The sequence below is a fragment of the Virgibacillus sp. AGTR genome (assembly GCF_016919725.2).
Lineage (GTDB): Bacteria > Bacillota > Bacilli > Bacillales > Amphibacillaceae > Virgibacillus > Virgibacillus salarius.
In genome coordinates this window covers 1-25,889 of the sequence record NZ_JAJERH010000044.1, presented here as the reverse complement: position 1 = coordinate 25,889, position 25,889 = coordinate 1, and the positions used below count along the sequence as shown (strand labels likewise).

At 37.9% G+C, this 25,889-nt stretch carries 27 protein-coding genes; all 27 read left to right on the top strand.

Translation table 11 applies throughout. The features are described from left to right. Window positions 1-300 precede the first annotated feature (300 nt). Complete coding sequence (gene prfA, locus JUJ52_RS15225) at window positions 301-1,371, top strand: peptide chain release factor 1 (RefSeq protein WP_026681795.1); 1,071 nt, start codon at window positions 301-303, stop codon at window positions 1,369-1,371. 1 nt (window position 1,372) lies between these two features. Continuing rightward, on the top strand, window positions 1,373-2,233 hold the full coding sequence (prmC, locus tag JUJ52_RS15220) for a peptide chain release factor N(5)-glutamine methyltransferase (RefSeq protein WP_205389705.1): 861 nt from the start codon (window positions 1,373-1,375) through the stop codon (window positions 2,231-2,233). A gap of 84 nt (window positions 2,234-2,317) precedes the next feature. Continuing rightward, window positions 2,318-2,944, top strand: a complete 627-nt coding sequence (spoIIR, locus tag JUJ52_RS15215) for a stage II sporulation protein R (protein ID WP_205389110.1) — start codon at window positions 2,318-2,320, stop codon at window positions 2,942-2,944. Between the two features lie 69 nt (window positions 2,945-3,013). After that, on the top strand, window positions 3,014-3,415 hold the full coding sequence (locus tag JUJ52_RS15210) for a GNAT family N-acetyltransferase (RefSeq protein WP_026681792.1): 402 nt from the start codon (window positions 3,014-3,016) through the stop codon (window positions 3,413-3,415). Window positions 3,416-3,845: 430 nt separating this feature from the next. Continuing rightward, window positions 3,846-4,874, top strand: a complete 1,029-nt coding sequence (locus tag JUJ52_RS15205; protein ID WP_121605794.1) for an L-threonylcarbamoyladenylate synthase — start codon at window positions 3,846-3,848, stop codon at window positions 4,872-4,874. A gap of 266 nt (window positions 4,875-5,140) precedes the next feature. Continuing rightward, a complete protein-coding gene (locus JUJ52_RS15200) occupies window positions 5,141-5,692 on the top strand; it encodes a manganese efflux pump MntP (protein ID WP_026681790.1) in 552 nt (183 codons plus the stop codon). A gap of 119 nt (window positions 5,693-5,811) precedes the next feature. Continuing rightward, window positions 5,812-6,279 carry a GNAT family N-acetyltransferase gene (locus JUJ52_RS15195; protein ID WP_205389109.1) on the top strand — a complete coding sequence of 156 codons (468 nt, stop codon included), beginning with the start codon at window positions 5,812-5,814 and terminating at the stop codon, window positions 6,277-6,279. A gap of 162 nt (window positions 6,280-6,441) precedes the next feature. Then, complete coding sequence (locus JUJ52_RS15190) at window positions 6,442-7,047, top strand: low molecular weight protein arginine phosphatase (protein WP_166530107.1); 606 nt, start codon at window positions 6,442-6,444, stop codon at window positions 7,045-7,047. Window positions 7,048-7,062: 15 nt separating this feature from the next. Next, a complete protein-coding gene (locus JUJ52_RS15185) occupies window positions 7,063-8,358 on the top strand; it encodes a methyl-accepting chemotaxis protein (RefSeq protein WP_026681787.1) in 1,296 nt (431 codons plus the stop codon). A 27-nt stretch (window positions 8,359-8,385) separates the two neighbouring features. Then, window positions 8,386-8,826: a ribose 5-phosphate isomerase B gene (gene rpiB / locus JUJ52_RS15180; RefSeq protein ID WP_026681786.1), complete on the top strand. Its 441-nt coding sequence runs from the start codon at window positions 8,386-8,388 to the stop codon at window positions 8,824-8,826. A gap of 91 nt (window positions 8,827-8,917) precedes the next feature. Then, complete coding sequence (locus JUJ52_RS15175) at window positions 8,918-9,430, top strand: TIGR01440 family protein (protein ID WP_371414005.1); 513 nt, start codon at window positions 8,918-8,920, stop codon at window positions 9,428-9,430. Between the two features lie 132 nt (window positions 9,431-9,562). Further along, window positions 9,563-10,807: a serine hydroxymethyltransferase gene (locus tag JUJ52_RS15170; protein ID WP_026681784.1), complete on the top strand. Its 1,245-nt coding sequence runs from the start codon at window positions 9,563-9,565 to the stop codon at window positions 10,805-10,807. 166 nt (window positions 10,808-10,973) lie between these two features. Continuing rightward, on the top strand, window positions 10,974-11,603 hold the full coding sequence (gene upp / locus JUJ52_RS15165; RefSeq protein ID WP_026681783.1) for a uracil phosphoribosyltransferase: 630 nt from the start codon (window positions 10,974-10,976) through the stop codon (window positions 11,601-11,603). A gap of 26 nt (window positions 11,604-11,629) precedes the next feature. After that, window positions 11,630-12,745 (top strand): non-hydrolyzing UDP-N-acetylglucosamine 2-epimerase, encoded by a 1,116-nt coding sequence (gene wecB / locus JUJ52_RS15160; RefSeq protein WP_026681782.1) that lies wholly within the window; start codon window positions 11,630-11,632, stop codon window positions 12,743-12,745. A 246-nt stretch (window positions 12,746-12,991) separates the two neighbouring features. Then, the gene (locus JUJ52_RS23430; RefSeq protein WP_205389108.1) at window positions 12,992-15,169 is read left to right on the top strand and encodes a S8 family serine peptidase; all 2,178 of its coding nucleotides are present in this window, start codon (window positions 12,992-12,994) and stop codon (window positions 15,167-15,169) included. Between the two features lie 492 nt (window positions 15,170-15,661). After that, window positions 15,662-16,048, top strand: a complete 387-nt coding sequence (locus JUJ52_RS15150) for an ATP synthase subunit I (RefSeq protein ID WP_026681780.1) — start codon at window positions 15,662-15,664, stop codon at window positions 16,046-16,048. A gap of 5 nt (window positions 16,049-16,053) precedes the next feature. Then, complete coding sequence (gene atpB / locus JUJ52_RS15145) at window positions 16,054-16,776, top strand: F0F1 ATP synthase subunit A (protein WP_026681779.1); 723 nt, start codon at window positions 16,054-16,056, stop codon at window positions 16,774-16,776. An 80-nt stretch (window positions 16,777-16,856) separates the two neighbouring features. Next, entirely contained in the window at window positions 16,857-17,063 is a 207-nt protein-coding gene (gene atpE, locus JUJ52_RS15140; RefSeq protein WP_019378207.1) for a F0F1 ATP synthase subunit C, read from the top strand. A gap of 118 nt (window positions 17,064-17,181) precedes the next feature. After that, window positions 17,182-17,709: a F0F1 ATP synthase subunit B gene (atpF, locus tag JUJ52_RS15135; RefSeq protein WP_026681778.1), complete on the top strand. Its 528-nt coding sequence runs from the start codon at window positions 17,182-17,184 to the stop codon at window positions 17,707-17,709. Further along, window positions 17,706-18,251 (top strand): F0F1 ATP synthase subunit delta, encoded by a 546-nt coding sequence (locus tag JUJ52_RS15130; protein WP_026681777.1) that lies wholly within the window; start codon window positions 17,706-17,708, stop codon window positions 18,249-18,251. The genes atpF and JUJ52_RS15130 overlap by 4 nt, the downstream gene beginning before the upstream one ends. A gap of 18 nt (window positions 18,252-18,269) precedes the next feature. Beyond that, window positions 18,270-19,781 (top strand): F0F1 ATP synthase subunit alpha, encoded by a 1,512-nt coding sequence (atpA, locus tag JUJ52_RS15125; RefSeq protein WP_026681776.1) that lies wholly within the window; start codon window positions 18,270-18,272, stop codon window positions 19,779-19,781. Between the two features lie 57 nt (window positions 19,782-19,838). Next, window positions 19,839-20,699, top strand: coding sequence for an ATP synthase F1 subunit gamma (atpG, locus tag JUJ52_RS15120; RefSeq protein ID WP_026681775.1), 861 nt, complete (start codon window positions 19,839-19,841; stop codon window positions 20,697-20,699). A 42-nt stretch (window positions 20,700-20,741) separates the two neighbouring features. After that, entirely contained in the window at window positions 20,742-22,154 is a 1,413-nt protein-coding gene (gene atpD / locus JUJ52_RS15115) for a F0F1 ATP synthase subunit beta (RefSeq protein WP_026681774.1), read from the top strand. Window positions 22,155-22,243: 89 nt separating this feature from the next. Then, window positions 22,244-22,639, top strand: a complete 396-nt coding sequence (locus tag JUJ52_RS15110) for a F0F1 ATP synthase subunit epsilon (protein WP_026681773.1) — start codon at window positions 22,244-22,246, stop codon at window positions 22,637-22,639. A 505-nt stretch (window positions 22,640-23,144) separates the two neighbouring features. Beyond that, a complete protein-coding gene (locus JUJ52_RS15105) occupies window positions 23,145-23,375 on the top strand; it encodes a DUF1146 family protein (protein ID WP_026681772.1) in 231 nt (76 codons plus the stop codon). Between the two features lie 105 nt (window positions 23,376-23,480). Then, entirely contained in the window at window positions 23,481-24,197 is a 717-nt protein-coding gene (locus JUJ52_RS15100; RefSeq protein WP_205389107.1) for a YwmB family TATA-box binding protein, read from the top strand. Between the two features lie 34 nt (window positions 24,198-24,231). Next, window positions 24,232-25,560, top strand: a complete 1,329-nt coding sequence (gene murA / locus JUJ52_RS15095; RefSeq protein WP_026681770.1) for a UDP-N-acetylglucosamine 1-carboxyvinyltransferase — start codon at window positions 24,232-24,234, stop codon at window positions 25,558-25,560. Window positions 25,561-25,889: the final 329 nt, after the last annotated feature.

Sequence of the window (25,889 nt, the reverse complement as noted above, 5' to 3'; positions counted from 1 at the left end):
TAATCCCCACTAATTGAAGTTTCGCTTTATATATCCTTTGTTTTTACTGTTTAAAAGCGTTTTAAACCCGATAAACTGGTTGTATAAGAATAGAATGATAAGAAGGAAGTACAAGCGACAACTAAACATTTGGTTTTAAGTTAAAATTGTTTTGTACTTCGCTGTATAACAATGCATAAATATATTCTGTATGTGTAATAGATTGAAAAATCATATAATAGATGAGCAAGTGGGTATAACTTTGACCTCATAACGTGAGTATACTATAATTATACTGTTAATCAGAAAGAGGTGGCCGTGATGCTAGAACGTTTACAGTCTTTAGAAGATCGTTACAATAAATTAAATGAAATGTTAAGTGATCCGGAAATTATAAATGATTCCAAGAAACTACGTGAATATTCAAAAGAGCAAGCTGGGCTGGAAGATGTTGTTCAAGCTTTTCGAGAGTATAAAGATATGACATCCCAACTGAAGGATGCAAAGGAAATGCTAGAAGATAATCTAGATGAAGAAATGCAAGAAATGGTGAAATTGGAGATAACCGAGCTCAACGATAATATAGTAGAACTAGAAGATAAAATGAAGATTCTTCTATTACCAAAAGACCCCAATGACGATAAAAACGTGTTCATGGAAATTCGTGGTGCAGCTGGTGGTGATGAAGCAGCACTATTTGCTGGAGATTTATATCGTATGTATTCTCGCTATGCAGAGCAGTATGGCTGGAAAATTGAAGTAATGGAAGCGAGTACGACAGGTGTTGGTGGCTATAAAGAAATTATCTTTATGATAAACGGTAAAGGCGCTTTTTCTAAACTTAAATTTGAAAATGGTGCACATCGGGTTCAACGTGTTCCGGAAACAGAATCCGGAGGAAGGATTCATACCTCTACAGCGACCGTGGCAGTCCTACCGGAAGCTGAGGAAGTGGAAGTGGATATTCATGAAAAGGATATCCGTGTTGATACGTTTGCATCCAGCGGACCTGGTGGGCAAAGTGTTAATACTACGATGTCAGCAGTACGTCTAACACATCTTCCAACTGGAGTTGTCGTTTCGATTCAAGATGAAAAATCTCAAATTAAAAATAAAGAAAAAGCTATGAAGGTACTTCGTGCCCGCATTTATGATAAGTATCAACAGGAAGCGCAAGCCGAGTATGATGAAAATAGAAAATCTGCTGTTGGTACTGGAGATCGTTCGGAGCGTATTCGTACGTATAATTTCCCGCAAAATCGTGTGACAGATCATCGAATCGGTTTAACTATACAAAAGTTGGATCAAATATTGCAAGGTAAACTAGATGAATTTATTGACGCATTAGTTATGGAAGAGCAAACTAAAAAGCTGGAGCAAATTGGTGAATAGTATGAAAAAGAATAGGCAATATGAAGTCCTCGAATGGGCTTCTCTTTTTTTAGAAAAGCATCATAGGGAAAAAAGAGTAGCAGAACTTCTTCTGCAGCATCACCTACAGGTTTCACGCTCTGAATTTTTTGTGACAATGCGTGACTCCGTACCGGAAGAAGTGATAGCAAGATATGAAAAGGATATAGTAAAGCATGCTAAACAAGGGGTACCCATTCAACATCTGATTGGCTATGAATCATTTTATGGTAGAACATTCCATGTTAATCAACATGTACTTATCCCTAGACCAGAGACAGAAGAGCTTGTACAACATGTTATACAATATACAAATTCGAAGATTGTGGATAAGATACCAACAATTGTGGATGCGGGGACTGGAAGTGGCATTATAGCGATTACACTTGCGTTAGAATTAAAAAATGCCTCTATATATGCCACTGATATATCTAATAAAGCATTGGCTACAGCAAGAGAAAATTCTCAGCATTATCATACCAATATACGTTTTTATCAAGGAGATTTTTTAATACCATTAATAGAGCAGCATATGCAGGTAGATATTATTGTTTCAAACCCTCCTTATATATCAAGAGATGAGGTATCAGAATTACCGGATACTGTTAAGAATTTTGACCCCGAGCTTGCCTTATTTGCCGATGAAAATGGACTTGCAGCATATAAACAAATTCTATCCCAGTCTAAACAGGTATTACGTAAGAATGGCTGTATTGCATTTGAAATTGGTCATGAACAAGGTGAAGCTGTGACATTCCTAGTGAAAAAAACGTATCCTAATAGTGACATAAACGTTCTAAAGGACATAAACGGCAAGGATCGTATCTTGTTTGCAAAGCTATAAAAATATGATTTTATCGAATACTAGTTTAAATTTATCACTTCCTGACAATACTGTTTTCTATAGTTAGTAGGGAGGTACAGGATAATGAAGAAACTAGTATTTTTTGTTTTTATAATAGTTATTCTTATGTTAAGTATACCTGCACAAATTACCGGTAAGGATACCGATGAAAAGGGTATGAATCAATCGTATCAAGTAATACCTGATGATGCCATTCGCTTACGAATTCTAGCGAACAGTGATAGTGAGGAAGATCAACAATTAAAAAGACTTGTACGAGATCGAGTAAATGAAGAAATCACCAAATGGGTAGAAGAGATTACAGACATTGAAGCAGCTAGAAGATTAATAGAGGAACGTACACCAGAAATTAAGGAAATAATAGCTAATGCTATGGATGAATCAAGAAATTCTAATGCTTTTCAAGTGAAATATGGAAAGAACGTAACGTTTCCAGCAAAAGTGTATGGTTCATACGTCTACCCAGCTGGTGAATATGAAGCGGTTCTCATCACGATAGGTAAGGGACAAGGTGCTAATTGGTGGTGTGTTCTATTTCCTCCATTGTGTTTTCTTGATTTTTCAAATGGTACTAGTGCTGTAGCTGCTGAATCGAAGGAGAAAAAGGAAGCAGAGGAGCAAGAAATGGCAAAGCAAGAGGAAAAAACAGAGGTCAAATTTTTTCTATTTGAATGGCTAGGGTGGTCATAGATATACCATTTTTTGCATAGAATGAGGTAAATGGTTAAAGACTATTAAATCTAGATAGAGGTGAATAAAATGAATTTAATTCCAGCTTATAAAGCTTCTTCTGAACAAATAGAGCATTTTTTAAAAAATAACCCTAATGTGAATCAAGAAAGTCTACTTCGGAAAGGGTATGTGGTTGAATTAAGAGGAGAGATAGAAGGTTGCTTTATACTAGAAGAAATGGAAGAAGGAACTTATTGGTTAAAGCAACTATATATTACACAATCAGAAGCGGCGCATCTTCCTGTTTTATTAGAATCTATCCTTTTAATGGCTAAGCAGCAGCATGCTGAGCGAGTATATGTGCATAGTCATCAGCCGGTTGTTGATATTTTATTGGAAGCGTTACAATTCCATCCACAAAAGGAAAAAGTTTTCGTGGATAAGTATGATAAATCAAACGGTAATTGGTGGTTGTATCATGTGTCCTAAGGAATTCCACAAACATATCAACAAAAACTGTGGATATCCACCGTATTTATTGTGGATAAATGTGTATAATTCAAACATTAGTTAGTATAACTAAATTATTAAAGAATAATGCTGTGGATAAATTGAATTGTGATGATGTGTATAACTTAACTCCCTATAGTTATCTAGTTGAAGGGAAATTAAGATGAGTCACTTCTTGCTTTCTATGGGAAATGCTTAGAATACTCTAGGATCAACAGCTGCTTGTTCATTTAGGAATCGACCGAGGGTGTTTTTCATTTAGCTTCGAATTTTATTTTTCAAGTTTCAAGGAAAAGATAAGTTAGGGAACGTACAGAGTATTTATGCAAGCTGAATGTATACTTGTTCCATTGCGAAAACATCTGCTATCTACTAAAATGATTATAGTAGAAAAGAGGTAACAACATTGATGGAAACAAAGTATTGGAAATTAACAAAACAAGAAAAAATAGATATAGAGATGATTCAAGAAGCCTCCACACTTTTGAAGCAAGGCGAAACGGTAGCATTTCCAACCGAAACAGTTTATGGATTAGGTGCAGACGCTACCAATTCTGAGGCGGTTAGCAAAATCTTTGCAGCCAAGGGTCGACCTCAGGATAATCCGCTTATTGCACATGTTGCTAATAAACAACAGTTAGAGCGACTTGTGTGTGGATGGCCCGCATATGTGGATAAGTTAATGGAAGCTTTTGCTCCTGGACCGCTTACTTTTGTTTTGCCGAGTAATGGGGTATGTGCAGAAAACGTAACAGCGGGCTTATCAACCATTGGCGTGAGAATCCCAAGTCATCCGATAGCAAGGTGGTTACTCCGTGTATGTGATCTACCAATAGCAGCGCCTAGTGCAAATTTATCAGGAAAGCCTAGTCCTACTAGTGCGGAACACGTTTGGACTGATTTACAAGGGAAAATTGCTGGGGTAGTGGATGGCGGAGCAACTGGTGTTGGATTGGAATCAACGGTGATAGATTGTACACAAGATATTCCTATTATCCTCCGTCCAGGTGGCATTACACAGGAGGAAATAAAAGAAATAACTGGGGCTGTTATGATTGATCCAGCTTTGGCAAATCAATCCGAAAGACCTAAATCACCAGGTATGAAATATAAACATTATTCACCAGAAGTTCCTTTATATATTGTGGAGGGTTCTTTAGAAGCGATTCAACGAAAAATCAACCAGTTGAAAATGGAGGGAAAGCTGGTGGGCTTAATGGCAAGTACAAAGGCTACCAACCATTTAACTGCGGATGAAGTCATCCCGCTAGGAGATAATCTTACTCAAATCGCGTCAAAATTATATGATGCATTACGAACGTTCAAGAACGGAAAAGTTGACATTATTATTAGTGAGTCCTTTTCAGAGAAAGGGATCGGACAGGCAGTGATGAATCGTTTAAAAAAAGCTGCAAGCCAGTATATAGAATTAAATTGAGGCAATGCCATAAGACGAATATATGTTCGATTGATTCGAATGTCTTTAGGTCATACCCTTCTGGTACTAGCAATCAGTAAAGCTTCACTTTATAACTGGAGAAAGCCAGACAAGTTCGAAATTTAGCTGAAACGTTTCGAATCTGTCTGGCTTTTGCTTTCTATAAAATCTGATTGTTAGGTGGTCTGTATAAATCACTTTCCCTATGTTCATATTCCATGTAGGACATGCATATAGTTTATAAGCGTGTCCTAGGGGGATTATCGATGTCGGGGTATATTGGAGAATTTACGGCTTTGTTGTTTTTATCGTTAGCACTTGGCCTAGACGCATTTTCTGTAAGCCTGGGATTGGGTATGCAGCGCTTGCGTCTGAAACGAATAGCGTTAATAGGCATAGTCGTTGGACAATTTCATGTCATTATGCCCTTTATAGGAATCATTTTAGGGAGAATAATTTCGGAACAAATTGGTCATCTAACGACACTAGCTGGAGGGCTATTACTCATAGGTATTGGTGCACAAATAATGTTCTCTGCATTTAATCATCAAGCAAAGAAAATCATCCAGCCTATAGGAGGAGGACTGATCTTACTAGCATTCGGACTGAGTATTGATAGCTTTTCAGTGGGACTTAGTCTGGGGATATCTGGAGTAAAAACAATTGTGGCGTTATTGCTTTTTGGAATAATTAGTTCCATCCTTTGTTGGGTCGGATTGCTCTTAGGTAGGAAGGTACGAGGATTCCTAGGTGTTTACAGTGAATTATTAGGAGGTAGTATTCTAATCGGATTTGGGTTTCGATTATTGTTTGGGTAAGCCCGATTGTCATTATAATCTATAATTATTGATTCAGATAATGAGAGCGTATTATATTTTATTCGCTTTCTCGGGTAAGCTTATGGTGAATAGAAAACAAGCGACTCAGGAGGAGAATCATGCTATCTAATCTTACGTTTAGGCTTGCTAATCTCGATGATCTCAATGACATTGTCAAGTTACTAGCAGATGATAAGCTTGGGGAAGTAAGAGAAAAATATGAAAACCCATTACCTCTAAGCTATCACCAAGCTTTTCAAGCCATTGACTCAGATCCAAATAATAGCTTATGTGTGGTAGAAAAGGAAAATCGAGTGGTAGGTGTACTGCAAATTACATTCACACCATATCTTACATACCAGGGAGGCTGGAGAGCAACCGTAGAAGGAGTAAGAATTGATGCATCTGTAAGAGGACGTGGTGTGGGGAAGAAATTTATGGAGTGGTCTATTCAACAAGCTAAGGAGAAAGGTTGCCATGTTATACAGTTAACGACAGATAAACAACGACCAGATGCACTAGCTTTTTATCAACAGCTTGGATTTACCAATTCTCATGAAGGATTGAAATTACATCTTGAAAATTAAGCTATTGTAGTCAGATAGTCGTACTTTAATTAAGAACTGATTCTCAGCGCTGGTTACTAGCTGAGAATTGGTTCTTTTAAAATGTAATAAAAAGGTGGTGGTTTATAGGAAGACGAATATGGTATATTGGAGAAAGAGTTTAGTTATCGGAGGTTCCCTTTTATGAAATTATTGTTTGTTTGCACAGGCAATACATGTCGCAGTCCAATGGCAGAAGCTTTAGTGAAACATAAAATACCAGAAGCAGAAGTACAATCGGCTGGCATTTTTGCTGCGGAAGGTCAGTATGCAAGTCCAAAAGCCATAGAAGTTTTAAGACAAAAACAAATAGTGCTGAATCATCAATCGCAACCAGTCACAAATAAGCTTTTGAATTGGGCAGACGTTGTTTTGACAATGACAACACAGCATAAGCAATCACTTATAATGGAATATCCTAACTATCAGGATAAGTACTATACGTTAAAAGAATACGTTTCCGAAGCCGATAAAGAAGTATGGAAGAAATTAAAGCAGTCATATGCGGAATATGAGGAAAAAAGGTCACTATTTATCCAAGAAAATCAGCATAAGCTAGATAATTCTCTCTTAGACCAACAGATTCAAGAGTATCTTGCAGAAGACATAACTAATATTCGAAGACTCGAGGCTAATTTAATTAACTACGATATATCAGATCCCTTTGGTGGAGATTTACGAATATATCAAGAGACACTAAATGAATTGGATAAATATATCGATCTACTGCAAAAAAAATTATCAAAATAGGCAGGGGAACGTATTATGGAAAAGAAAAGATATCGTTTTAGTTTACGGCTGAAATTAGTGTTGTTTACGACAGTATTAGCACTGGTAACGTATTCGGTTAGTGCCATTTTTATTTATGTTGTCTTTAATTATGTGCAAAATTACTGGGAAATCTCTGAACAACTATTTACGATCGGAACACTTATACTTGGTATTATTTGGTCAGGGATATTAGCATTTTTTGCAGCCCGTTTCATAGTAAAACCACTAGAAAAGCTTGAAGCCGCTGCATCTGATGCTGCTAAGGGCAACCTGAATCAAGTTATAGAAATTTCTAAATCGGATGATGAAATCAGAGCACTTGGAATCTCATTTGACAAAATGCTTAAAAATCTGACGAATATCGTACATAATATAGATAGGCATTTTGAAAGTACAAATAAATCAGTTATTCATATTAAAGATGCTTCCGATCAGGTTACGCAACATTCTACCTTAATACGCTCGTCAATTGATGATATATCAAAAGGGGCAGAGAGCTCATCAGAAGCTATTCAAAATACTGCTGAAGCAGTTGAATTGGCAACAGAGCTGGCACAAGAGGTTCAGCGTAAGGCGACACACTCAAAAGAAAAATCTGGAGAGATGCTCGACGTCCTAAATCACAGTAAGCTAGCTGTTAATCAACTCGTTGATGGTATTCAGAAGCTAGCCAATGAACAGGAATTATCATTAAAGGATGTTGACCATTTAAAGCAAAATGCCATACAAGTTGAGACGATTATTACCTTGGTTGGTGAAATCGCCGAACAAACAAATTTACTTGCATTAAATGCTTCAATTGAAGCGGCGCGTGCGGGAGAGCATGGAAAAGGTTTTGCAGTAGTAGCTGATGAAATTCGAAAATTAGCTGATCAGAGTGCACAAGCAGTACAGCAAATTTCTGCGTTAATTGCTGCAATTCAAAAAGATGTCTCTGGTGTTGTTGCTAAAATTAACGAAAATGTTTCCTATGCAAAAGCAGAAGCTGCTAATGGTAAAACAACGAACAAGGCAATTGCGCAAATGTCAGGTTCTGTTGAGAATGTAGCTAGTGAAATTGATCGTATCTCGGAATTGGTGGATCGCCAATTAAAATCTATTGAGGATACCGTAAAGCAATCACAAGAGGTTGCTGCGATTGCTGAAGAAACATCGGCTGGAGCAGAAGAGGTAAATGCAGCAATTCACGAGCAAGCATCTACGATTGAACAAGTGGATCATTTAGCACATGAATTAGAAGAGCAAGCTAAGAGCTTAAATCAGCAAATCAATCAGTTTAAAGTAAATTAGTTTGGTACTAGAAAGGAGCAACAAAAAGTGAAGGTAATTGTTACTGCAGATCACGCAGGAATGACTGTCCGTAATGAAATAAAGGACTTACTAGAGGAGATGAACATTGACTATGAGGATGTTGGCTGTAGCTGTGAATCGTCAGTAGATTATCCAGACTACGCATTACCGGCAGCAGAACGAGTAGCCAGTGGAGAATTTGATCGAGGTATCTTTATTTGTGGAACGGGTATTGGAATGTCGATTGCAGCGAATAAGGTAAAAGGTATTCGTTGTGCCTTAACTCATGATGTATATAGTGCGAAATTGACACGCCAACACAATAATTCAAATGTTCTTGCTATGGGGGAACGTGTTGTCGGTCCAGGTCTTGCTCGTGAGGTTGCAAGAATTTGGCTAGAAACGGACTTCGACGGTGGACGTCATGAAAATCGAATTAACAAAATTACAACGTATGAAGAGCAGTAAGGCAAGCTATGGGCTTGCCTAGACTTATATCACATGGTAGGTGATAAAAATGTTCGAACTTCTGAAGCAAATGAAGCTAGAATTGTCTAATATGCAAACGGAATGGGAGAAATCAGGTTTCTTACATCAAGGTGAATTATTTGTAGTAGGATGTTCTACCAGTGAGGTAGCAGGGCAACAAATTGGTACTTCTGGAAGTGAAGAAATCGCAGAAGTCATTTTTGAACAGCTAACTGAATTACAAATAAAAACAGGTATTCACCTCTCATTTCAATGTTGTGAACATTTAAATAGAGCAATTGTCGTAGAACGAAAAGTAATGCAACAATATAAATTAGAAGAAGTATCCGTGATTCCTACCCGTCAAGCGGGTGGATCAATGGCATCGTATGCTTATAAACATTTGAAGGACCCAGTGATTGTCGAATGTATTTCGGCACATGCTGGTATAGATATTGGAGAGACAATGATTGGGATGCATTTAAAATCTGTAGCAGTTCCTATTCGTTTTCAACAGCGTTTTCTCGGTAATGCGAGGGTTGTAGCAGCATATACTCGACCAAAAAGAATTGGTGGGCATCGAGCTGTCTATGCTAGTAGTTGACACAGCTATTCACAAATTATTAATTATTCACATTAGGGTCACTGTTCAAATTATTGGATGAAAGTCTATTGAAATTTATTCCAATGTTTTGAACAACATCTGAAGTGATTAAAATACATAGGAGGTTTTACAATGGAGCATGTGAAACAAATAGATATGGAGTTATTTGAAGCTATGGAAGCAGAGAAAAAACGCCAGCAGGATAAAATTGAACTGATTGCGTCAGAAAATTTCGTCTCAGAAGCAGTTATGGAAGCGATGGGTTCTGTGTTAACAAATAAATATGCAGAGGGTTATCCAGGAAAACGATATTATGGTGGATGCGAGCATGTTGACGTGGTAGAGAATCTAGCTCGTGATCGTGCAAAGCAGTTATTTGGAGCAGATCACGTAAATGTTCAACCTCATTCAGGTGCACAAGCGAACATGGCTGTCTACTTTACAATCTTAGAACCGGGAGATACGGTACTTGGAATGAACTTAAGTCATGGTGGACACTTAACACATGGAAGTCCAGTTAACTTTAGTGGTACGCTTTATAACTTTGTAGATTACGGTGTCGATCAAGAATCTGAACAACTTGACTATCATGCAGTATTAAAAAAAGCGGAAGAAGTTCAGCCGAAGTTAATTGTTGCGGGTGCCAGTGCGTATTCACGAGTTATCGACTTCGCAAAATTTAAAGAGATTGCCGATGCGGTAGGCGCTTATTTAATGGTTGATATGGCACATATTGCTGGACTAGTTGCTGCAGGACTTCATCCAAATCCTGTTCCATACGCTGATTTTGTAACTACAACAACACATAAAACATTGCGTGGTCCACGAGGCGGGATGATATTGTGTAAAGAAGCTTTTGCTAAAAAGATCGATAAAACAGTATTTCCAGGAATGCAGGGTGGCCCTTTAATGCATATTATTGCTGCAAAAGCAGTATCATTCAAAGAAGCATTATCCGATTCTTTTAAATCATACAGCAAGCATATTATTGAAAACGCAACTGTACTTGGAAAGGCATTACAGGAAGAAGGAATTCGTATTGTATCTGGAGGAACGGATAATCACCTTCTGCTTTTAGATGTTACGCCGCTTGGCTTAACAGGAAAGATTTCAGAGAAGGTTCTTGACGATATTGGTATAACTACCAATAAAAACACGATACCATTTGATCAAGAGAGTCCGTTTGTAACAAGTGGGATTCGAATTGGTACTGCTGCAGTTACTTCTCGAGGGTTTGGTAAAGAAGAAATGAAGGAGATTGCTGCTATAATTGCATTAACTTTGAAAAATCACGAAGATGAAACGACTTTGAAAACAGCAGAGCAACGTGTAAAAGCATTAACCGAAAAATTCCCATTATATGCTGTCTTTGCATAGATTTTACAGGGTGTCCTTATGGGCATCCTTTTTTCGAGGTAGACGTGAATAGCTAGGCTAATTTACCATTCATTTAATATGGAAATATTTTCGCTAAGCTTGAAAGCTTATCTATTTTTGAGTACAATTTTAAAGATGCAACTAATACAAAGGAGTGATCGGCAAAATGGGAAAGGTTTTCGTACTGGATCATCCGTTAATTCAGCATAAATTAACGTACATACGAGATAAAAACACTGGAACGAAAGAGTTTCGGGAATTGGTAGATGAAGTTTCCATGCTTATGGCTTTTGAAATTACCAGAAACCTGCCGCTGCAAGAACAAACGATAGAAACACCAGTGATGGAGGCAAAAGCCAACGTACTTGCTGGTAAAAAGATTGGACTTGTACCTATTCTTCGAGCTGGGTTAGGTATGGTTGATGGTATGTTAAAGCTTATCCCGGCAGCGAAAGTAGGTCATGTTGGATTATATCGTGATCCGCAGACACTAAAGCCAGTTGAATATTATGTTAAATTGCCTACGGATATTGAAGAACGTGAATTGATCGTGATTGATCCGATGCTAGCTACTGGTGGATCGGCAAACGATGCAATCCATTCCTTGAAAAAACGGGGGGCACAAAACATTCGGTTGATGTGTCTAATAGCTGCTCCAGAAGGAGTAGAGGTAATTAAGGAAGAGCACCCGGATGTAGATATTTACCTTGGAGCTTTAGATGAGAAGTTAGATGAAAAGGGTTATATAATCCCTGGGCTAGGTGACGCTGGAGACCGTTTGTTCGGAACAAAATAACAATATCCTGTTGGAGTGAATATAAAATGACTAAGCGGATAAAAGTAATGACGATTTTTGGTACAAGGCCAGAAGCGATTAAAATGGCACCTCTTGTACTTGAATTAAATAAGCGATCGGATGAATTTGAATCTATTGTTACTGTTACTGCTCAACATAGAGAAATGCTAGATCAGGTTCTGGAAATTTTTGATATTACACCAGATTATGACCTAAATATTATGAAGAAGCAGCAAACGTTAGCACAAATTACGACGCGGGCATTAGAGGGTTTGGATGAAGTAATGAAAGAAACGAAGCCTGATATTGTTCTTGTCCATGGAGATACTACAACTACTTTTGCAGCTTCACTTGCGGCATTTTACAATCAAATTGCTGTAGGTCACGTAGAAGCTGGTCTTAGAACTTGGAATAAATACTCTCCGTATCCTGAGGAAATGAATAGGCAGCTTACTGGCGTTATGGCAGATCTGCATTTTTCACCAACGGATAAATCCAAGCAGAATTTAATACAGGAAAACAAGTCTGAGAAGCATATAGCTGTGACAGGGAATACGGCTATAGATGCGTTGAAAACGACGGTAAATGCATCCTACAGTCATCCAATCCTTAATAAAATTGGAGACAAACGCCTTGTTTTAATGACTGCTCATCGGAGAGAAAATTTAGGTAATAATATGCAGCAAATGTTTCGAGCAATTAAGCGATTGGTTGAGACACATGACGATATTCAGGTCGTATACCCAGTGCATTTGAATCCGGTCGTTCAACAGACTGCGAATGAAATTTTAGGAAATGATGAAAGAATTCAACTAATTGAACCACTCGGAGTAGTCGATTTTCATAATTTTGCAGCTCGTTCTCATTTGATTTTGACTGATTCTGGTGGTGTTCAGGAAGAAGCACCTTCTTTAGGTGTGCCTGTCCTTGTGTTGCGAGATACAACGGAACGGCCAGAAGGAATAGATGCAGGTACATTAAAATTAGCAGGGACAGATGAAGAGACAATTTTTCAACTAGCTAATGAATTGTTATCCGATCAAGACGCACATGATAAAATGGCAAAAGCTTCTAATCCTTATGGGGACGGAGAAGCTTCACGTCGAATAGCAGATGAAATAAAGAAATACTTTTCGAAATAAAAAATATCTAAAAAACATGATAAAGCCGAACGGATCCGAAGGCTGTTTTAGCGTTTCGGGATGATCGTTCGGCTGTTTTCTTTGACTCCCAACATCCTTTCCCACACCCTTTTTCCTCTAAAAAAGTAATTGATGATATGTGCCTAACAATTATTCAAACGTTTGTACAATATAGCATTAAATATGACAAGTGCATAGTTTTTGTCTTGTTTTCAAAAGCTAATGGCAGAAAGGAGTTTAATTATAATGCGTCCATTGCTTTTTGTTATTACCCTCTTAATGATAATGATCCCACTATCTTCATCCTTGGCTGCTGAGGATAGCTTAGACAAGCAGTCCATTATCGTAGAAGTTGAAGGAAGTCCTAGTGAACATCGAAATTATCTACAGGATCATTATCCCTTTATTGACGTCGTAGCTGTTTATACAAAATTATTTAATGGGCTCGCACTGCAAGGAACCCCACAAGAATTACAAAGAATGCAATCACTGGATTTTGTGAAAAATGTACATGCAGTAAAAACATATGAAACAACAAGATTCAAAAATTTAGGCGTTGATAGTGAAAATGCCGTTTTTCCATATGAATTAAATGATACAGGCTATACTGGAGAAGGTGTAAAAGTAGGTGTGATTGATACAGGAATTGACTATGAACATCCTGATTTACAAAAGAACTATCAAAGGGGATATGATCTGGTAGATTTGGATGATGATCCAATGGAAACGAAGTCTAAGCAGGGCATCCCTACCTTACATGGATCTCACGTATCTGGAATTATTGCTGCGAATGGGCAATTGAAAGGTGTAGCACCTGAGGCTGATATCTATGCGTACCGTGCCCTTGGTCCAGGTGGCAGTGGTACGTCGGTACAAGTTATTGCGGCAATGGAGCAGGCAGTGGAAGATGGTGTGGATATCATGAATCTATCATTAGGAAATAGTGTGAATGGACCTGATTACCCAACAAGTGTGGCAGTAAACAAAGCTGCAGAACTCGGTATAGCTGTAGTGATAGCAAATGGTAATAACGGTCCAGCTAATTGGACTGTTGGATCACCAGCTACAGCAAATAAAGCATTGTCAGTTGGAGCTTCTAGTCCAGAACGAGAGATGCCATTCCTCTATGAAAGATGGGATGATAAACAGATTAGTCTATCCACTATGTCAGGGTCTGTACCATGGAATCTTGATACGTTTTATGAGATAGTAAATGCTGATACAACAGCAAATGTTAAAGGTAAAATTGCGTTGTTCACGCGTGATGACGTGCCTTTTTCACAAAAGGCACAAGCGGCTCAAGTAGCAGGAGCTAAAGCGGTAGTTATTCACAATAATGAAGAAGGTCATTTTCAGGGGATGATTCATACAGATAAGCAGCCAATTAACATACCAGTGGCATCGATTTCTCAAAGCGACGGGGAATGGCTAAAGAAAAAATTAGATGAAAAAGAGAAGCTTTCTTTAGAAACCAACTATAAAAAAATAGAAGAATCCATTGCAGACTTTAGTTCTAGAGGTCCTGTAACCGTTAATTGGAACATAAAACCTGATATTTTAGCTCCAGGTGCTTCAATAGTAAGCACTGTCCCAGGTGGTTATCAAGCATTGCAAGGAACAAGCATGGCTGCACCGCATGTGGCAGGCGCGATTGCCTTAGTAAAAGAAGCAAATCCAACTTGGTCAAATGCAAAAATCTATGGAGCCATAAAAACTACAGCAGCAAGATTGAAAAATGATGAGGAAGAGTCTATTGATCCTATTGTTCAGGGTATGGGTCTAATTCAACCAAAACAAGCTATAGAGGCGGAGACTATTTTATATGACCCACAATTAACGTTTGGTCAAATTGATGACTATAGTGAAAATAGAAAGCGAAAAACGATAATTGAAAACACCAGTAATAAAACGAAAACCTATCATTTTAAGATTCCATATAAACAAGCAGGATTGAGCTGGAAACTACCAAAATCTTTTACACTAAAACCGCATGAAAAAAAGCAAATAACAATTGAGTTAAGGGTAACATCTTCACAATTAAAAAAAGGTGTACATCAAGGTTGGATAACCCTTAATGAGCAAGGTAACACATATGAAATGCCTTATTTGTTTGTAAATAAATCTGCGGACAACCCTAAAGCAATGGGCTTTGAATTTTCATTAAAACCTTTTTCCGATGATGTATTTACGTATCGATTATATGTAACAGAACCGGCACAGCGCGTTGATATTGATCTTTACAATCCGGATACACTCGTTTATGAGCGTAGACTAATGACCAAGGAAGATATGAATACAGGAGTAAATGAAGGACAATTAAAGAAATCGGAAGCTGGTGAGTCAGGCCATTATTTAGCAATTGTTACAGTCCAATTAGCAGATGGATCATATGAGAGCCATCAAACGATGATAACAATACCTTAATAAGTATAAAGTAATCATTTGTTCACAGAAATGTCACGAATTAGCAAAGGAAAATCCACTATACTGATAATAGGATTTTCCTGGCTTTTGTTATACCTTAGTGGGTTTACAAACAGTTTCAAAAAAAACGTCAAATCCCTTGAATCATGTTGTAAATTTTGGCTAGTAAATTTAATGCAAAATATGCCTGAAACTAATTGACATTAAGGGGTTGCTCCTGTAAACTTGCTTAGTGTGGAATGGTAGGGGTTTCACAGCACTTAAGTACATTTCTCCTTATTTAATAGCCGTTACATAATATACGATGTAACCCAGCTGAAAGAACATAAGATTTTCCACACAGAAACTTCGAATCCAATGAATGTGAAAACAAAGAACAACGAGGAATACGCATAAGGAATAAACCACAGTTTAGGTTAGTTTCCGAATGTTTGAAAGAATAAGTACATGCTATTCAACTTCTGTTGATAAATGACGAGGGAAGAGGGAATTATGTCGCAATTTGAAAAAATGACTGCACGACAACGCAAGTGGATGTTCTACCTTCTCGCTATTTTTGTACTTGGGGCTGGATTCACACCATATCCTCGTATTTTCCTCGGGCTGCTTTTAGGGAGCATTGTAAGTTTTTATAACTTATATTTACTCCAAAAGAAAATTGTCGATTTTACTGATGCGGCAGCCAATAAAACACCAACTCGAGGTATCGGCACTGTATCAAGATTCGCTGCGGCTGCTTTAGCAATTATTATTGCACTTCGAATGGAGGAGAACTTTCACATCATTGCTGTATTAATTGGATTAATGACATCCTATCTCGTCATTATGATAGATTTTGCTCTTTATAACATTAAACATTCGAGCAAGAAAGAGGGGTGAATAACGTGGATCATACTGCACCGATTTACCATGACTTATTTGGTATTTCATGGCTTGATTTTAATTTATCTAATGTATTAATGATGTTCATTACATCACTTATTGTATTTGTATTGTGTGTTCTAGGTGCTAGGAAGCTACAAATGAAGCCATCAGGCGCACAAAATGTAATGGAATGGATCCTAGATTTTGTAAAAGGAATCATCAATGACACCATGGATTGGAAGACTGGGAAACTATTCCTCCCACTAGCATTAACACTGTTCACTTATATTTTAGTAGGAAACATGCTAGGGGTAATTACAAACGGTGTTGTTGGTCATGATGTATGGTGGAAGTCACCAACTGCTGATCCAGGAATAACACTAACGTTATCAGCAATGGTAATTGTTTTAACACATTTTTATGGTATTAAACTTCGCGGTGGAAAAGCATACTTAAAGAGTTATGTACAACCTCTATGGCCGCTATTTCCAATTAAAATCGTCGAAGAGTTCTCAAACACTCTTACATTAGGCTTACGTCTATTTGGTAACTTGTATGCAGGGGAAGTATTACTTTCTCTATTAGTAGGTTTAACTACTTCTTCCGTATTAGGATTTTTAGGTGGAGCTATTCCATTCTTGGCATGGCAAGGATTCAGTGTGTTTATTGGAGGAATTCAAGCCTTTATCTTCACGATGTTGGCAATGGTTTATATGTCACATAAAGTAAGTGAAGATCACTAATATCGTTAATTAGCCTGTCTTTATATTTGAGATAGGAAATTATTAAAAACTTATACAACATTTTGAGGAGGATTTATATTATGGGAGCTTTAGCAGCTGCAATAGCAGTAGGATTAGGTGCATTAGGTGCTGGTGTAGGTAACGGTTTAATCGTTAGTCGTACAGTTGAAGGGATTGCCCGTCAACCAGAATTAAAAGGTCAATTACAAACAACTATGTTTATTGGTGTAGGTTTAGTTGAGGCAATGCCGATTATTGCCGTAGTTATCGCATTAATGGTTATGTAGAAATAGAATGTATCTTTAATGGCGAAGACCATCTTTATAAAGTGCTTCGCCGTTGTTTGTAATGAGTAGGAAGTAGAAGATAGATGGTTCACGATAAGAAGTGAAAGGAGTGAATTCTGTGCAAGCATTCACGGATTATTCGATGATTTATGCAGCACTTGGTGGTTTCCATTACGGTGATATGTTAATGCAATTGTTTTTCTTTATTGTATTGCTTCTTTTAGTTCGTAAATTTGCTTGGGGTCCAGTTATGAACATGATGCAAAAGCGCGAGGACTATGTTGCAGGTGAAATTGAAGCAGCTGAAAAAAGTCGTGCCGAAGCAGAACAGGCTTCTAAAGAAGCAATGGAACAACTAAAGCAGACGAAGCAAGAAGCGCAAGCAATGATTGAAGAAGCACGGAATGCTGGAACTAGACAGCAAGAAGAAATTATCGCTGCTGCAAAAGCAGAAGCTGATCGCATGAAAGAATCAGCTCAGGTTGATATTCAGAATGAGAAGGAAAAGGCACTGCAAGCATTGCAGGATAAAGTTGCTTCCTTATCTGTACTTATCGCAAGTAAAGTAATTGAAAAAGAAATAAGTTCTCAGGATCAGGAGAAACTTATTAACGATTACATTAAAGAGGTAGGAGAAGAGCTATGAGTAATGCAGTAGTTGCAAAGCGATATGCAGAGGCTCTTTTTCAACTAGGAAATGAAAAAGCTACATTAGAACAGCTTTTAGATGAGCTTCGTGTGGTTAAAAAAGTAGTTGAAGATAATGAAGATCTTTATATATTCCTAAAGCATCCACGTATTACTAATGAGAAAAAGAAACAGTTCCTTGACGAAGTGTTTAACGGTCTTCAAATAGATGTTATCAATACGATGAAACTATTAGTAGAAAGACATCGCATTGAACTCACTTCATCCATTATTGATCATTTTATCCAGTTAGTAAATGATGCGAAAGGGATTGCAGATGCGACTGTTTATTCGGTTCGTAAATTAGCGGATGAAGAACGCCGTGAATTAGAAGATAGCTTTGCTAAACGATTTAATAAGAAGAAAATCATGCTTACAAACGTTGTAGATCCAACACTTATAGGTGGAATGAAAATTCGTTTAGGAAATACGATTTATGATGGCTCCGTTAGCGGCAAGCTAAAAAGAATCGAACGAAATATTGTAACTGCAAACAAATGAAGATAGGGGTGAAATGGTATGAGCATCAAAGCAGAAGAAATCAGTAATCTGATTAAGCAACAAATCGAAACTTTCGATTCAGATATTGAAGTAAGTGATGTCGGCACTGTTATCGAAATTGGTGACGGTATCGCACGTGCTCACGGTCTTGATAATACAATGGCTGGTGAGTTACTAGAATTCTCTAATGGTGTAATGGGATTAGCACAAAACCTTGAGGAAAGCAATGTTGGTATTGTAATTCTTGGCCCTTACACTGGTATTAAAGAAGGCGACGAAGTTCGTCGTACGGGACGTATTATGCAAGTACCTGTTGGAGAGGAATTAATCGGACGTGTTGTTAACCCGTTAGGTCAGCCATTAGATGGCAAAGGATCTATTGAAACGTCTAACACACGCCCAATCGAAGCCCAGGCACCAGGTGTAATGGATCGTAAATCGGTTGATGAACCATTACAAACAGGTATTAAAGCGATCGACGCTCTTGTACCCATCGGACGTGGGCAACGTGAATTAATTATTGGTGACCGCCAAACTGGTAAAACAACAGTTGCTGTTGATACTATTTTGAACCAATCTGACCAAGACATGATTTGTATCTATGTAGCAATCGGTCAAAAAGAATCAACTGTAAGAAGTACGGTAGAGACGTTCCGTCGTCACGGTGCATTAGACTATACAATTGTTGTATCAGCTAGTGCATCTGACCCAGCACCATTATTGTATCTTGCTCCTTATGCTGGTGTAGCAATGGGTGAAGAGTTTATGTATAACGGAAAGCACGTACTTGTTGTATACGATGATCTATCAAAACAAGCTGTAGCATATCGTGAGCTTTCATTACTATTGCGTCGCCCACCAGGACGTGAAGCATTCCCAGGGGATGTATTCTACATCCACTCGCGTCTTCTTGAACGGGCTGCTAAGTTAAGTGATGCAATGGGAGGCGGCTCATTAACTGCACTCCCATTTGTTGAAACACAAGCTGGTGACATCGCTGCCTATATTCCAACAAACGTAATTTCGATTACAGACGGACAGATATTCTTACAATCTGATTTATTCTTCTCTGGGGTTCGTCCAGCAATCAATGCTGGTTTATCTGTATCTCGTGTTGGTGGATCAGCACAAATTAAAGCAATGAAAAAAGTTGCTGGTACACTTCGCTTAGATTTAGCATCTTATCGTGAGTTAGAGGCATTCTCTCAATTTGGATCTGATCTTGATAAATCAACTCAAGCAAAATTGAATCGTGGTCAGCGTACAGTTGAGATTCTTAAACAAGGGCTTCATAAGCCAATGGTTGTTGAAAAACAGGTGATGAGTCTTTATGCATTAACAAGAGGATTCCTTGATGATATTCCAGTTGAAGACATTCTTCGTTTTGAAGAAGAGATGAACATTTGGATGGATAGCAACCGTAAAGAACTATTAGACTCTATTCGTGAAACTGGAAAACTTCCAGAAGAGTCTGATATGAACGATGCAATCGAAACATTCAAGAAAACATTCTTGCCTTCTGAAGGTTAGAACTTAGGATGAGATACAATACGCGTAACCTTTTACATGAAAGGGCGGTGAAATAGCTTGGCATCACTTAGAGATATTAAAGGTAGAATTGATTCTACGAAGAAGACAAGAAAGATCACTTCTGCTATGCAAATGGTATCTGCTTCTAAGATGGCAAAAGCAGAACAAAATACCAAGGCATTTGAACCTTATAGCCAAAAAATCCAGGAGGTCATGGCAAATATTGCTAACTCCTCGACAGATGCAACGCATCCAATGCTGGAGATGCGTGAAGTTAAGAAGAGCGGTTACCTTGTTATTACAGCAGATAAAGGTCTTGTAGGGGCATACAATAGTAATGTTTTAAAAAGCCTTTATAAAACGATTCAGGATCGCCATAAGTCAAAAGATGAATATACGATTATTGCAATTGGACGTATGGGTTATGAATTTTGTAAAAAAATGGATCTTCCTGTTGCTAAAAGTGTCGTAGGGATCGCAGATCAACCTGATTTTGCAGACATTAAAGCACTTGCTTCTGAAACGGTACAATTGTATGCCGATGAGGAAATTGATGAATTATATATGTTCTATAACCACTATGTTAGTGCAATCTCACAAAAAGTTACGACGACACAACTGTTGCCGATTACTAATCTGGGAGAACAGGCTAGCTCTAGTAGTGAATACGAATATGAACCAAATGCGCAGCAAATTCTCGATATACTTTTACCTCAATACGCAGAAAGTTTAATCTATGGTGCATTATTAGATGGTAAAGCGAGTGAACACGCGGCAAGTATGACGGCGATGAAGAGTGCAACGGATAATGCTGGCGAGCTTATTGATGACTTGACATTAACCTATAACCGCGTGCGTCAAGCTGCAATTACGCAGGAGATTACGGAAATCAGCGGAGGAGTAGCTGCTCTCGAGTAGCATTCCTTGCGTTTTCTGGAAAGTTAGTTAGGAGGGAAATCGATGAGCAAAGGACTTGTTACACAAGTTATGGGACCTGTCGTTGACGTTAAATTCGAAGACGGACAGCTTCCTGATATTTACAACGCTTTATCAGTCCAAGTGGTTACTGATCAAAAAACAGGCTCAACGACAGAGCTAGCATTAGAAGTAGCGCTGCACTTAGGTGATAATAGCGTTCGGACAATTGCTATGTCATCAACAGATGGTTTGAAGCGTGGAATAGAAGTTGAAGACAAAGGAAAGCCAATTTCTGTTCCTGTTGGTGATGTGACACTTGGAAGAGTATTTAATGTACTTGGTGAGAATATTGATTTAGATGAGCCATTATCTACAGAAGTACGTCGTGATCCAATTCACCGTCAAGCACCAGAATTTGAAGACCTGACTACGGAGACGGAAATATTAGAGACGGGTATCAAGGTCGTTGATTTATTAGCACCTTATGTTAAAGGTGGTAAGATTGGTTTGTTTGGCGGTGCTGGGGTTGGTAAGACCGTCTTAATCCAAGAATTAATTAATAATATCGCCCAAGAGCATGGTGGTATTTCCGTGTTCGCAGGTGTTGGTGAACGTACACGTGAAGGTAATGATCTTTATTATGAAATGAAGGACTCAGGTGTTATTGCTAAAACAGCGATGGTATTTGGTCAAATGAACGAACCACCAGGTGCTCGTATGCGCGTAGCATTATCCGGTCTAACAATGGCTGAGTACTTCCGTGATGAACAGGGACAAGACGTATTATTGTTCATCGATAACATTTTCCGTTTCACACAGGCTGGTTCAGAGGTATCTGCACTTCTTGGACGTATGCCATCAGCGGTTGGATACCAACCAACACTTGCTACAGAAATGGGACAATTACAAGAACGAATTACATCAACAAATAAAGGATCTGTTACTTCTATTCAGGCAATTTATGTGCCTGCCGATGACTATACAGACCCTGCACCAGCGACAACATTTGCTCATTTAGATGCAACAACAAACCTTGATCGTGGATTATCTGAGCAAGGTATTTATCCTGCGGTGGATCCTTTAGCATCTACATCACGTGCATTAGACCCTGAGGTCGTTGGAAACGATCATTATCAAGTAGCAGTAGAAGTACAACAAACACTACAGCGTTATCGTGAGCTACAGGATATCATCGCTATTCTTGGTATGGATGAATTGAGTGATGAGGATAAATTAGTTGTTGCTCGTGCTCGCCGTATTCAATTCTTCCTATCTCAAAACTTCCACGTTGCTGAGCAGTTCACAGGACAAAAGGGTTCATATGTACCTGTAGCAGAAACAGTGAAAGGATTTAGAGAAATTCTAGACGGTAAACATGATGACCTTCCGGAAGATGCTTTCCGTTTAGTTGGACGTATTGAAGAAGTAGTGGAAAAAGCAAAAGAAATGGAATAATAGAAGTTGGCTGAAGCTATGGAAAAGTATGTATATACTTGGTCAATCCAATACATTGATTGCTTCATGTCAACAGAGGAGGGGTTACATTGAAAACACTAACTGTGAGTGTTGTTACTCCTGACGGTCCAATACTGGAAGATAGTTTTGAAATGGTCAGCTGTAAAGCAGAGAGTGGAGAACTGGGGATTTTACCAGGGCACATCCCACTTGTAGCACCATTATCCATTAGTGCTGTCCGTTTAAAGCGTGAAAATAATATCGAACGATTAGCGGTTAATGGAGGTTTTATGGAGGTTAGACCAGACAAGGTGACGATTCTAGCACAATCTGCTGAAAAACCTACAGATATAGATATTCAACGTGCAGAAGCTGCAAAAGCTCGTGCAGAACAACGCCTGCAGTCGAAACAAGACAATGTTGACTTCCTGAGGGCAGAATTAGCACTCCAAAGAGCGATAAATCGACTAAAAGTCGCAAAGTAAGCAATGGTGTTTGTCCACCATAGCATAGCGTTACTCATGTGATCATAGGTCAGTAATATTCATTGGGCAATGTTAATAATCATTCTTAATAGTTGCTTATTACCTTAAAAACCTTTTATAACAAAAGTTATAAAAGGTTTTTTACTTCATGATATACCATAAAATCTGAATTCCCACTAAAAATTACATTAATTAACAATGTATACATTAAATACAAGAAAAAGTGAAACCCCAATCAATGGGTTTTTTACTGTGTAAAGTATGAATAGTTTGTCGATATTTCCCGGGAAATGGATAAAATGTAACTTCAATCAGCGAGCGATGTTTATCCCCCACTTATCCATATTGGTTTCACTTTATTGTTTGAAGCGGCGTCTTACTGTCAGTTATATGAGGAATAAAAGTAAGCGTTTGATAATCGCTCTCCTTCTATTTCTCTACATGATTGACTTTTTTTAGCATACATGGCAAAGTTAGAAAGAGTAATAAAATAAAGGTGGTACTTATGTTTTCGATTGGACAACAAGCAATAATTAGTATTCTATCGCATCTACTATTTATATATCTCACATGGCGGTTAATAACGGCAATCAACTTTGAACCTATTATTAAGAAAGGACGAGCAAAGGAAGCTCAAATCTTTATCTTATTTATAACGATCGTTATTGGCTCTGGAGTAAGTAGGTTCTTTTTAGAAATTCTCCAATGGTCTAGAGATTTAAATCACTTATTTTAATTAATATTTTATAAATCTAGTAAAATGTCATAATTTGTATCGTATGTATTGAGATCTCTCGGTTCATACTATGGGTAACTATAGTTGGACACGGGGGATTTTATTATGAAAAAGATATTTATATTATCTATTATGCTACTAATGATTACAAATAATGTTGCAGCGAAGCAATCATTTAATCAAAAAGAGCTTGTTGATTTAGCTAATTATATGATGAATAACAGTGCCAAGGTGGAAGATTGGCAAGTAACTTTAAAGGAAGCTATCACTAGAGAGGATAGTGAACATCTTGTACATGAGTTACAAACCAACTTTAAACCTAATTTTTCCGAGGACAAAAATAAGTTAAAATATTCCTTTAGTGACGCTCTATTACCAGAGGGGATTAACGTATTATATAATGTGGTGATTCCTAAGCAAAAGCAGTATAATGCAGAACTCATTATTGTTATTAAAGGAAAGAGCTGGAGTAAAGAAATTGAAAAAAACTATAGAAACGTATTAACTACTAGTTTAAATGCATATTTTACTGAAGCTGTAAAAAAATTTGCTTGTCTGACGACTAAGGGGAATGATATAATAAGTGGTGATTATTTTTTAGAAAACATGACAAATTATTTTCAAGTACAACAAGTAAAGACACAATTTGATAATGTGAAGAATTCAACGCATAAAAAAATAATTTATGGGTATACACCTCTATGGAATCAAAAAATTTCTGTAGATAATACATCTATGAACTTACAAATCGCAATCAAAGATACAGGATCGGACTATCCTACATATACGATAGGAACACCTATCCTAATAAATGAATATTAATATAATGAAATTGGATCTGAAGGAGATTTGAAATATGGAAAAAATCATCGTAAGAGGCGGACACCAATTGGAGGGCACCGTTAGGGTTGAAGGTGCTAAAAATGCTGTACTTCCTGTCATTGCAGCCAGTCTTATTGCAAGTGAAGGAAAGAGTGTTATTACAGATGTCCCTGAACTCGCTGATGTATATACAATTAATCAAGTATTGAGCAATATGAATGCAGATGTTACATTTGAAAATAATACAGTTACTGTTGATGCTTCAAATAAATTAACTACGGAAGCCCCATTTGAATATGTTCGTAAAATGCGTGCCTCTGTATTAGTAATCGGACCATTACTGGCACGCTATGGCCATGCAAAAGTAGCTATGCCTGGTGGATGCGCAATTGGGTCAAGACCAATAGATTTGCATTTAAAAGGGTTCGAGGCTATGGGTGCAGAAACTCATGTTGGTAATGGCTTTGTAGAATTGAACGTAGATGGGCGTCTTAAAGGTGCGAAAATTTATTTAGATATGCCTAGCGTTGGTGCAACAGAAAATATCATGATGGCTGCTGCGCTTGCAGAGGGTAAGACAATAATCGAAAACTGTGCAAAAGAACCAGAGATTGTTGACTTGGCAAATTATTTAAATAAAATGGGTGCTAAAGTTGTTGGTGCTGGTACAGAGACGATTCGAATTGAAGGTGTAGATTCACTACATGGGGTTGAACATACCATTATCCCGGATCGAGTTGAAGCAGGTACATTTATGGTTGCAGCTGCAATTACAAATGGAAATGTATTGATTGAAAATGCAGAAAAGGAACATCTTCGTTCTGTTATTTCTAAACTGGAAGAGATGAACGTTTCTATTACTGAAGAAGACAATGGTCTTCGTGTTATTGGTCCTAAGAAGCTTAAGGCAACTGATATAAAGACTCTACCACATCCAGGATTTCCTACAGATATGCAATCACAAATGATGGCACTGATGCTAGCTGCTCAAGGTACAAGTGTTATTACGGAAACGGTATTTGAGAATCGGTTTATGCATGTAGAGGAATTCCGACGCATGAATGCAAAAATGAAAATCGAAGGTCATAGTGTCATTATTGAGGGTCCAAGTAACCTTCAAGGTGCAGAAGTCGCAGCAACAGATTTACGTGCCGCAGCTGCATTAATTTTAGCTGGTTTATGTGCTGAAGGTGTTACTAGAGTAACAGAGCTAAAGCATTTGGATCGCGGATATGTAGATTTTTCTGGTAAGCTTGCATCCCTTGGAGCTGATATTGAACGAGTGGATGAGAATGGCCACGCCATAGATTCTTTTGTACAAGTAGATGCCACAAATAATCAAATTGCTGCTGAGCTATCTTAATCATGCTATGGAAAAAATACGAATTGTTAAACAGGTGATGGTTTCTTGCCACATCTGTTTTTTTATTGTCTAGGAAGTTATGAAATTATTCCATGTGGATAAATATGAGCGTGTTAAGCCGCATCCAGCTCCAGTGCTCAGAAACGAGGCGACTTCACGAATCGCCCTACAATAAGTTCGGATCACAAGCTCACCGTGAATTCCTTTATCTCCGTTGACTCGCTCCAGGCTACGTTTCTAATCGGGCGCTTGCGCTTTTGTTCTAAGTTAAGAAAGTATAAAATCGGTGCAATGACTGCGTTAAGCCAAGTAGTTATTTTGAAATGTTT

Coding starts and splice junctions, on each gene's coding strand:
- prmC (WP_205389705.1), top strand. CDS start 1,373: ATGAAAAAGAATAGGCAATATGAAGTCCTCGAATGGGCTTCTCTTTTT.
- JUJ52_RS15195 (WP_205389109.1), top strand. CDS start 5,812: ATGCTATCTAATCTTACGTTTAGGCTTGCTAATCTCGATGATCTCAAT.
- JUJ52_RS15150 (WP_026681780.1), top strand. CDS start 15,662: ATGTCGCAATTTGAAAAAATGACTGCACGACAACGCAAGTGGATGTTC.
- murA (WP_026681770.1), top strand. CDS start 24,232: ATGGAAAAAATCATCGTAAGAGGCGGACACCAATTGGAGGGCACCGTT.
- JUJ52_RS15210 (WP_026681792.1), top strand. CDS start 3,014: ATGAATTTAATTCCAGCTTATAAAGCTTCTTCTGAACAAATAGAGCAT.
- spoIIR (WP_205389110.1), top strand. CDS start 2,318: ATGAAGAAACTAGTATTTTTTGTTTTTATAATAGTTATTCTTATGTTA.
- JUJ52_RS15175 (WP_371414005.1), top strand. CDS start 8,918: ATGCAAACGGAATGGGAGAAATCAGGTTTCTTACATCAAGGTGAATTA.
- JUJ52_RS15205 (WP_121605794.1), top strand. CDS start 3,846: ATGGAAACAAAGTATTGGAAATTAACAAAACAAGAAAAAATAGATATA.
- JUJ52_RS15170 (WP_026681784.1), top strand. CDS start 9,563: ATGGAGCATGTGAAACAAATAGATATGGAGTTATTTGAAGCTATGGAA.
- atpA (WP_026681776.1), top strand. CDS start 18,270: ATGAGCATCAAAGCAGAAGAAATCAGTAATCTGATTAAGCAACAAATC.
- JUJ52_RS15100 (WP_205389107.1), top strand. CDS start 23,481: ATGAAAAAGATATTTATATTATCTATTATGCTACTAATGATTACAAAT.
- JUJ52_RS15105 (WP_026681772.1), top strand. CDS start 23,145: ATGTTTTCGATTGGACAACAAGCAATAATTAGTATTCTATCGCATCTA.
- JUJ52_RS15200 (WP_026681790.1), top strand. CDS start 5,141: ATGTCGGGGTATATTGGAGAATTTACGGCTTTGTTGTTTTTATCGTTA.
- upp (WP_026681783.1), top strand. CDS start 10,974: ATGGGAAAGGTTTTCGTACTGGATCATCCGTTAATTCAGCATAAATTA.
- atpE (WP_019378207.1), top strand. CDS start 16,857: ATGGGAGCTTTAGCAGCTGCAATAGCAGTAGGATTAGGTGCATTAGGT.
- wecB (WP_026681782.1), top strand. CDS start 11,630: ATGACTAAGCGGATAAAAGTAATGACGATTTTTGGTACAAGGCCAGAA.
- atpD (WP_026681774.1), top strand. CDS start 20,742: ATGAGCAAAGGACTTGTTACACAAGTTATGGGACCTGTCGTTGACGTT.
- JUJ52_RS15190 (WP_166530107.1), top strand. CDS start 6,442: ATGAAATTATTGTTTGTTTGCACAGGCAATACATGTCGCAGTCCAATG.
- prfA (WP_026681795.1), top strand. CDS start 301: ATGCTAGAACGTTTACAGTCTTTAGAAGATCGTTACAATAAATTAAAT.
- JUJ52_RS15130 (WP_026681777.1), top strand. CDS start 17,706: ATGAGTAATGCAGTAGTTGCAAAGCGATATGCAGAGGCTCTTTTTCAA.
- JUJ52_RS23430 (WP_205389108.1), top strand. CDS start 12,992: ATGCGTCCATTGCTTTTTGTTATTACCCTCTTAATGATAATGATCCCA.
- JUJ52_RS15185 (WP_026681787.1), top strand. CDS start 7,063: ATGGAAAAGAAAAGATATCGTTTTAGTTTACGGCTGAAATTAGTGTTG.